Raw genomic sequence first — 9,772 nt, forward strand, 5'->3', positions numbered from 1 at the left:
AAAAAAACATTTATCACAGGCATTAACTCCTTGCAACTCCTATATCTCCTTTATTTTTTCTTATCCCTTATCCCGAATTGACGTGTTATGCAAGAGGTCTATTATCGAGTTAAACACTCTGACTTGATAATATGGGCTGCCACATTTGAAGAACTATTAGAGTCAATTGATGAAAAGTTGGTGACGTCGTCGCTCAATGCTCGTCTATTACTTATAGGCATCGCTCCATCGTTCCTGCTACCCAATTCCCCTGAATTGACTATAGAACCTTGAAAGCCTAACTCCCTTAAGATTTTTTGGCTTTCTCTTAGTTGTTCATCTGCTTTTTTTTCATCAACTAATAATGATGTAAGCCTTGCTGCTATATTTGATTTAGTACAATTAAATTGAATTAATTCTGGTAAAATTTCCTTATTAGCAACAATATTAATCAAAGAAATGTAAGGTATTTTTATTAATAATTTTATTAGAAAAAAACTTACGATATTTAATTTATATGCAACAACCATTGGCGTATTACAAGCAGCAATTTCTAAAGTATTAGTACCAGATTTTGCTAAAGCAAGGTCAGAGGCAGCAAAAATCTTAAGCCGATCACTTGAGAACTGGTAATTGAATGTTGCATCTGATAAAAACGCTTTAATTAAAGACTGATGACTAGGATCGGCCAGGACAAATATCACTTGAATATTAGGGAACTGCTTTGCTAATAAATTAATTGCTTCTATAAAGATAGGGGCATGCCTTATTATTTCACTTTTGCGGCTACCACAAGTGATGCATAATAATTTTGAATGAATAGGTATTTGTAATTCTTGCTTTAATTGTTGTTTATCGTGATCATCATAAAAATACTGTTCTAATATTGGATGACCAATATACCGACAATCTAGCCCAACTTTTTGGAAATATGGCGGCTCAAATGGCAGCAAAGCTAACAAATAATCGTAAATTTTAGCGTATTTCATAGCTCGAGAAGGTTTGTATGCCCAGACTGATGGGGCAACAATATGCATGATCTTTAAGTTAGGTCTAATTTCTCGAACCTTCTTTGCCACCCTATAAGTAAAGCCTGGTGAGTCTATGGTAATTAATAAATCTGGATTATGTTGAATAATATCGTCAATAGTTTGTTGAATTAACTTAGTGAGCCTAAAAATATGTGGTATAATTTCGACGAAGCCCATAAGATTTATTTGACTAATCGGGAAAAGGCTATGGTGCAATCCCACTTGTTGCATCTTATCGCCGCCAATACCAACGAACTCTAATTGCATTTCCTCCAATTTATAGAGATTTTTTAGGCTTTGCATCAAACGACTTCCTATAAAATCTCCTGATATTTCGCCAGCAATTAGATAAATCTTAACCATTTGACTTCTTACTACATAGACTTAAGTTCTTTTCAATCACTGCCGAACGGATACCAACACAATCAAGAATCGAATGAAATACATAGTCATGACTAATCTCAGTATCTAAATGACTGACTATAGAATTCACTAAGTCAGGATGTTTTTTTTTAAATTCATCTGATACCCAAACTAAGAAAGGCACAGTAGTTTGTTCTGGAATCATCGGACCACCGTGACCATAATAACCATGCTCGCCTAAAGATTCAGCGTGATCAGAAACATATATTAAAATAGCGTTGCTATTTTTTAATAAACCTATCACGCTATATAAAAAAAATCAGTATATAAAATAGTATTATCGTAATCATTAACTAACTGTATAGGATCACAAGTGCTTTGATCTACCATAGTAGTAGAATTACATTTAGGAGTAAATTTTTCGAATTCTTTAGGATATCTAGCAGAATATTTCCAATGACTACCACTTGTATGAACAATTAAGACATCTTTAGTAGCAGAAGAATCTACAATATTTTTAATATAAGGTAACATTTTCTCATCATGATCCAGCCTTGTTAATAGAACCGAACCACCAGGGAGCATACTAAACTTAGCCTGATCATAAATTGTATATGGGTCTTTACTTTTAAAATATTGCACCAAACTTTGAGTACCAATCCAATTAGTATTAAAGTCAAGCATGGTAAAAATTGATAAAAAACTTGTATCTCCTGTAATTTTGTCTATATCCTTAGCAGGATGGCGGGACATAAGAGATGGAACTGAGATACATGTATGATTAGATGAAGATTGTGCTTTAAATGAAAAAAGATTTTCAACAGTGCTTAAATATGGTGTAGTGTCCCTGGAATAACCATTAATACCAAAATGATCAAATCGTGCCGATTCTCCTATAACAACTACAGCTACAATATTTTGATCAGATTGATCGATAAAAGAAAATTTTTCTCTTATATTCTCACGCATGCTGCTTTTGTTGTTACTATTGGATAAGTATAAATATGTATTATGTAGATATTGAATAGGAAAATAACTATTTAGCAACTTGAATTTCGGAGCAATAATATTATTAACAGAAATTAAAAGACAAATTGCTGATAGTAATTTTGTGACAAATAGTTTACTATCTAAAATAGAGAAGTGTTTCATTGTATAAATACAGCTAAACAAACTAAAAATTAACCATACAATCAGCCTGATGCTGATTATTTCGTATAGTTCATTCAAGTCAGTGGAGAAAAAACTACCCATCATTTCTTTTGTAGGAGAAATTTTAAAGAAATATAGGTAATAACTAGCAATTGCCCCTGTTATAAATAAAAATATCGCTCCAATTATAAAAACAAGCCGATGGATAGTTAAACCAAAAAAAATGATAAAGCAAGTAAAGTAAATATATAAAAAGTCTTTACTCAACTCCAATATCGCTTTCAAAAAAGTTATCTTGTAGTAGCTGAATTTGTAACAAGAAACTACTGAATTAAAAAATATGAAATAAATAAGGGCAAAAACTAAAGATAGTTTTATTAATTTACTATCTAGGTGTTTTTGAATTAGTTCTGACATAATAAACACGTACTTTGTATAAATTGTAATTTAGGTATCATGATAATAGCAGTATTGCAAGAATTTTTTCAGCTTCTACAAGCTAATAGACCAATTATTGCCATAGATTATGGAATACGGAAAACAGGCATCGCTATTTCAAATCAAGAACAGACTATTGCTATGCCACTAAAAACTATTTATGAAACGATAGAAGAAAAAAAGATTAAGTCAATATTAGATTTAGTCGCAACTTATTCTATTTGTGGTATAGTCATAGGTTTGCCTATTAGTATGAATGGTAACTCTAGTGAGCAAACTATAATTGTATTAAAATTCAGTGCAACATTAAGTTCTGCAACAAATCTTCCTATATATCTACAAGATGAAAGGCTTACTTCCCTTGCTGCCAATAACTTATTAAAATCGTTAGGAGTTAAAAGACGAGAACGTAACCAAAAAGATGACTCAATTGCAGCAAGTATGATTTTAGAGACTACTTTAGATTCTATTAAGAAACTTCAATAGACCTCTTGCATAACCTAATCTAATTGGTAATTTTGTTGTCAAAACTCGTCTCCGTTCCTCACGTACATCTTAGTACGCTGCGGTACTCGACTTCGTTTTTCCTAAAAATTCCTCAATTATCTTTAGGTTATGCAAGAGGTCTAATAGTATATTGATGAGAAGTTGGTACTAATGGAGTACATATACGTCATTGCGAGACCACGCAAGTAGGTTGTGGCAATCCATTTTAATCGTTTTTTGGATTGCTTCGTCGCTACTAAAGTAGCTCCTCGCAATGACGCTGATGCTAAAATACTAATCGGATTTATACCGCTGCCAATTCAAGTTAATTCACTATAATAGGCGAGCATTGAGTGACGACGTCACCAACTTCTCATCAATTGACTATACATGGTCTTGCAATGACAAAAATCTACCTAAAACTATTTATCTAGTTCAAATAGTTGATGCAAGCAACGTATAGTTTTTTCGGTATCAAGGTCTTTTATTAGCAGAGAAATTTTAATTTCTGAAATTTGTATCATTTTCACTGATATATTTTGTTTTTCCAGTTCAGTTAATACCATATCAAGAAAATTATGGTCATTTTTAATGCCGTGACCAATAATCGATACTATAGAAATTTGGCTATCGATAATAAAATTATTTATCTGATTAGCATTCTTTAGATCATCTAGCAAATGCTGTAATTTATTTTTATCGGATAATTGGATAATAAAGCTATATTGTCGATATTCCTCGATATTTTCCATTAATTCTAGGTGAATATTATGGTTAGTGATCAGGTTGCATATCTTAGAAAAATTTAATTGAGTGGAATTTACTACTAATTTTAATAAATTTTTGTTGGAAGTAATGCCGGTAATTTTTTTATTTTCCATAATTTTTTCTCTAGATGTTATTAGTGTACCACTATCTTCATGGTATAATGGTAGTGAGAACGACGATAAAACGCGTATGGGTACGTTATATCTAATAGCCGCTTCTAAGGAGCGTGGATGCAACACTTTCGCTCCACAAGATGCAAATTCCAGCATTTCCTCAAAACTAATCTGTGATAATTTCTTTGCTCCAGAAACAATTCGTGGATCAGCAGTAAAAACCCCTTCTACATCAGTGTATATATCACATCTATCAGCTTGCATAGCAGCTGCAATTAACGAGGCAGTAGTATCGGATCCTCCTCGACCAAGCGTTGCTAACCTATTATTATTACTGATACCCTGAAATCCAGCAACTACCGGGATGATGTCTTGTTTAATACATTCTGTTAATAAACTAGTAGAGATTTGCTCAACCAAAGCTTTGCTATAATTATCATTGGTTAAGATTGGTAATTGCCATGCTAGCACAGACCTTGCATCTATGCCTTGTTGTTGTAGCTCAAGGGCAAGTAAGGAGGCTGTTACCATCTCTCCACTACAAAGGGCAGCATCATATTCTGCCAGTTGTGAACTAGTCTTAAGACTAGAAACCTCATTGCATAAAGTAACTAGTTGATTGGTAACACCAGCCATAGCTGAAACTACAATTATTACTTGATTACCATGCTGCTTTTCAAGCTTAATAATGGGAATAATTTCTTTTATTCTTGCAATGTTAGCAACAGAAGTTCCGCCAAATTTTTGAACTATTATGGACATAAATTGAAGAGATGTTGTTAAAAGGTCATTGCAAGAAGGCGTGAATCAAAGAAGTAATCTAACAAATATGGATTGCCACGACCACTATGTGGTCTCGCAATGACGTGACGTTGAGAGATAAAAACAGTCATTGCGAGGAGGCGTAGCTAACGAAGCAATCCAAGAACATTAAGCTCGATTAACCTTCCATCATTTGCTTACGAGCAACTTTTCTCTTCCTTCTTTCTGTTTCTTGATCCTTACGGACACGTTTTACTGAAGGAGGTTCATAGAAACGAGACATTTTCATTGAACGAAAAACAAGCTCTCTTTGCATTTTTCTTTTCAAATTTTTAATTGCTTGCTCACCATTCCCAGCATGAACATTTACTAGTATCACTTTTAATTACCCCCTTTTCGTGCAAATTAGATTGTTGAATGATATGAACATTATCTATATACTAAATGAATATGTCAATATTAAAAGATGCATTTATGACTATTGAAGAGAAATATCATAGTTTAAAAGTACAATTTGTACAGACTTTAGCAAAACTGCTAGTTTTTAACGAGTGGAATGATAAATTATTAGCAGATACGGAAACAGAATGTGGTTTTGTTAAAGGATATTGCCATATAATTTTTCCTGAGGGGATAAGGGAAATAGTTGATTTTTTTGAAAGCTGGCAAGACCAGAAAATGTTGGAGTTATTATCTCAGCAGGAGACCCCGATTAAAATAAGGGATAGAATTGATTTAGCCTTAAAAATCAGAATAAAAGATGGTATAGCTAATCCTACTAACATTACACCTAATTCACAAACGTCATTGCGAGGAGATACTTTAGTAGCGACGAAGCAATCCAGAAAAGTGATTGAAAATGGATTGCTTCGTCGGCTTATGCCTCCTCGCAATGACACCAATTGGTCACAAATAGATGCTAATCAGGTTAGCTATATAGCTAAACTTGTACATTTGAGGAATCGTAGTTATTTTGCCGTACCATCAAACAGCATATTTGCAACAAAAACAGCCTTTCGTACTTGTGACTTAATTTGGCGTTATGCAGGCGATAAGTCTATAGATTATAATTATTATACTAAGAGAGGTCTGTTACTCAGTGTTTATATAACTTCAATACTCTATTACATTCAAGATGAGTCAGAAGATAATATAGATACTGATAAATATATTACTAAATCTTTATCCAATATCATAACTATATCCTCTAAATGTAAGAATATGTTAAAGCTACCAAACCCTGTCGATATACCAATTATTCGACTATTTTTATAATATACTTTCTATAATCGAGACTATAATGACTAAAAAACACTACCCAGATATTCAATCTAATGTTGATTTTCCAACAATTGAGAGAAAGATTTTAGCTTATTGGCAAAAGCATAATATTTTTCAAAGAACTATAGATGCTAGACCATCAGTAAAAAATGATAAGAATAACGAATTTATATTTTATGATGGCCCCCCTTTTGCCAATGGGCTCCCACATTATGGACATTTGCTAACTGGGTTCATCAAGGATGTTTATGCACGTTATCAAACCAGTAGAGGCAAAAGAGTTGAGCGACGCTTTGGTTGGGATTGTCATGGACTACCTGCCGAGATGCAAGCAGAAAAGGAGTTGGGTATTTCTGGTAGAACTGCCATTATCAATTTTGGTATTGATAAATTTAACGAGCATTGTCAATCATCGGTGATGAAATATGCTGATCAGTGGCAGAAATATGTTAATAGGCAAGCAAGATGGGTGGATTTTGACAATTCCTATAAAACTATGGATAAAGCCTTTATGGAATCTGTTTTATGGGCTTTTAAAGAATTATACAATAAAGGGCTTCTTTATGAATCAATGAGGGTAATGCCTTATTCTTGGGCATGTGAAACGCCTTTATCCAATTTTGAAACTAGGCTAGACAACTCATATAGAGAGAGAACTGATAAGGCGGTTACGGTAAGTTTTGTACTTAATGAGAAATTGCCAGGTTCTATGCAGTATAATGAGTATAGAATGCTGGCATGGACTACGACGCCATGGACTTTGCCGGCTAATTTGGCATTAGCCATTGGAGCAAATATTGAATATGCTTTAGTGCCAAATGGTCAGGTTTGTTATATTTTGGCAAAATTTGCTTTAGAAAAATATCACAAAGAATTAGGGCTTAGTGCTGACACAAATTATGATATAATTGAAGGTAAGTGCTTATTAAACATGAATCTTACTTACCAACCATTATTCGATTATTTTTCCAATCATCCAGGTAGTTTCAAAGTACTTTCTGGAGATTTTGTCGTCGAAGGAGACGGTACCGGTATCGTACATATGGCTCCCGGTTTTGGTGAGGAAGATCAAATTCTTTGTCAATCGCAAGGAATAGAACTCGTTTGTCCTGTAGATAATGCTGGGAAATTTACCAAAGAAATTTATGATTTTGTCGGTTTGCAAATATTTGATGCTAATGATCAAATTATTATTAAGCTAAAAAATCAGGGAAATTGGTTTAAAACTGAGCAATATATTCATAATTATCCGCATTGCTGGCGTACTGATACCCCTCTTATATACAAAGCAGTTCCTTCTTGGTATGTGAAAGTTACCGAATTTAAAGACAGAATGGTTGAATTAAATCAGCAAATTAACTGGATACCCTTGCATATTAGGGATAATCTATTTGGAAAATGGTTAGAAAATGCTAGAGATTGGTCAATTAGCCGTAATAGATTTTGGGGGACGCCTCTCCCAGTCTGGAAGTCGGATGATCCGGCTTGTCCTAGAATTGATGTGTATGGTTCAATAGAAGAGCTAGAGAAAGATTTTGGGGTAACAATCGTTGATTTGCATCGACCTTTTATTGATCAGCTAACTAGAAAAAATCCAGACGATCCAACCGGTAAGTCAATGATGCGTCGAATAGAAGATGTATTTGATTGTTGGTTTGAAAGCGGCTCTATGCCTTATGGACAAGTACATTATCCATTTGAAAATAAAGATTGGTTTGAAAAGCATTTTCCTGCTGATTTTATAGTGGAATATTCAGCACAAACACGTGGTTGGTTCTATACTTTAATGGTATTATCAACTGCCTTATTTGACCAACCACCTTTTTTAAATTGTATTTGCCATGGAGTTATATTAGATAGTACCGGACAAAAATTATCAAAGCGTCTTAATAATTATGCTGATCCATTAGAATTATTTGATAAATATGGTTCTGATGCTCTAAGAGTCACTATGCTTTCTACAAACATAGTTAAAGGTCAGGAATTATTGATCGATAAAGAAGGAAAAATGGTTTTTGAGAGCTTACGTTTATTTATTAAGCCTATTTGGAATGCCTACCATTTCTTTACTATGTATGCTAATGCTGACCAAATCAAAGCTGAACTAGACTTTAATTCTCAAAATGTGCTAGATCGTTATATTTTATCAAAACTAAAAATATCAGTACAAAAAATTCAGCATGGGTTAGATAATTTTGACAGTCAAATAGCCTATAGTAACATTGCCGATTTTTTTGAAGTATTAAATAATTGGTATATTAGAAGAAGTAGAAATCGTTTTTGGAAAAGTGAGAAAGATCAAGATAAGAAAAATGCTTATAATACCTTATATAGTTGTATTAAAATAATGTCGTCCGCTCAATCTAGTTTATTGCCATTAATTTCTGAGGAGATTTATTTGGGACTCACCGGGATAGAACCGAAAGGTGAGAGTAGACTTCCTGCAAAAGAGTTTTGTGGGAAGTCTAGTGTTCATTTGACAGATTTTCCTACACTAGATAAGATAGAAGTGGATGATGATTTGGTTAGCACCATGGATCAAATATTAGATATTTGTAGTAATGCTTTATTCATTAGAAGTAGCGAGAATATTCGGACTAGACAACCATTGAGCAGCTTAACAATCATTAGCAGCAATAATGAGCTATTAATAAAATTTGAAGAATTGATTAAAGATGAAATCAATGTTAAAAAGGTAATTTATAAAGATGATGTAGAAAATTATGCCGATCATAAATTATCGATTAACTTTCCTAATTTAGGTAAGCGTCTACCTCATAAAGTCAAAGATATCATAGTAGCTTCTAAAAAGAATCAGTGGCAACTTACTCCTGAGCATCTAATAATAGCCGGAGAGAAGCTGAATAATGATGAATTCTCTCTAGCCTTACAACCTAAAAATGCTAAAGGTACAAAATCTTTAGCTAATAATCAGGGGCTAATATTGCTAGATTTGGAAATAACACAGGAATTATACGAAGAAGGTATAGCGAGAGATTTAATACGCTTTATTCAACAAGCGAGAAAAGATGCCAATTTTGCTATAAATGACAGAATTTTCCTAGAGATTATTGGTAAGCCAGATTTTATGCTAATAGTCCAGCAACATAGTAAATTCATTCTCGAACAAACCTTAAGTGAATTTGCTAGCAATTTTACGCCAGACTATATGACCGATATTGAATTAGATTCAAATACGATAAGCATAAGAGTGTCAAGAGTTTCTAAGCACATAAGCTAACTTTAAACGGAGAATCTATAATGGTCTCCATATTTTGGACACAAAAATAGAAGAAATGAGATAGAATTCTTTAGCAAAAAAGGAGAGCTAGAGATGAAAAAACAAGTAAGGCAATATAGTGCTGAGGAGAAATCAAAAATTGTCATAGAGACAATCAA

At 33.3% G+C, this 9,772-nt stretch carries 6 protein-coding genes and 1 pseudogene; 3 read left to right on the top strand and 4 right to left on the bottom strand.

Annotated features, from left to right (window positions below; genetic code table 11):
• Positions 1 to 101 precede the first annotated feature (101 nt).
• Together lpxB and RiCNE_RS04185 are read right to left on the bottom strand one after the other, a co-directional pair.
• A complete protein-coding gene (gene lpxB, locus RiCNE_RS04180; RefSeq protein WP_094649361.1) occupies positions 102 to 1,373 on the bottom strand; it encodes a lipid-A-disaccharide synthase in 1,272 nt (423 codons plus the stop codon).
• Positions 1,366 to 2,942: pseudogene (locus RiCNE_RS04185) on the bottom strand (phosphoethanolamine transferase). The gene lpxB and the pseudogene RiCNE_RS04185 overlap by 8 nt, the downstream one beginning before the upstream one ends.
• A gap of 39 nt (positions 2,943 to 2,981) precedes the next feature.
• Between RiCNE_RS04185 and ruvX the strand changes: the two are divergent.
• Complete coding sequence (gene ruvX, locus RiCNE_RS04190; RefSeq protein WP_094649362.1) at positions 2,982 to 3,449, top strand: Holliday junction resolvase RuvX; 468 nt, start codon at positions 2,982 to 2,984, stop codon at positions 3,447 to 3,449.
• 422 nt (positions 3,450 to 3,871) lie between these two features.
• Here ruvX and RiCNE_RS04195 read toward each other — a convergent pair whose 3' ends face one another.
• Complete coding sequence (locus RiCNE_RS04195; RefSeq protein WP_094649363.1) at positions 3,872 to 5,092, bottom strand: aspartate kinase; 1,221 nt, start codon at positions 5,090 to 5,092, stop codon at positions 3,872 to 3,874.
• 178 nt (positions 5,093 to 5,270) lie between these two features.
• Complete coding sequence (gene rpsU, locus RiCNE_RS04200) at positions 5,271 to 5,471, bottom strand: 30S ribosomal protein S21 (protein WP_094649364.1); 201 nt, start codon at positions 5,469 to 5,471, stop codon at positions 5,271 to 5,273.
• A 71-nt stretch (positions 5,472 to 5,542) separates the two neighbouring features.
• On the opposite strand from rpsU, the gene RiCNE_RS04205 reads away from it, so the two are divergent.
• Positions 5,543 to 6,367, top strand: a complete 825-nt coding sequence (locus RiCNE_RS04205; RefSeq protein ID WP_239832684.1) for a COQ9 family protein — start codon at positions 5,543 to 5,545, stop codon at positions 6,365 to 6,367.
• A 25-nt stretch (positions 6,368 to 6,392) separates the two neighbouring features.
• Positions 6,393 to 9,614, top strand: coding sequence for an isoleucine--tRNA ligase (gene ileS / locus RiCNE_RS04210; RefSeq protein WP_410525745.1), 3,222 nt, complete (start codon positions 6,393 to 6,395; stop codon positions 9,612 to 9,614).
• The last annotated feature ends 158 nt before the right edge of the window (positions 9,615 to 9,772 follow it).

Origin of the sequence: Rickettsia endosymbiont of Culicoides newsteadi, from assembly GCF_002259525.1 — a bacterium.
GTDB lineage: Bacteria > Pseudomonadota > Alphaproteobacteria > Rickettsiales > Rickettsiaceae > Tisiphia.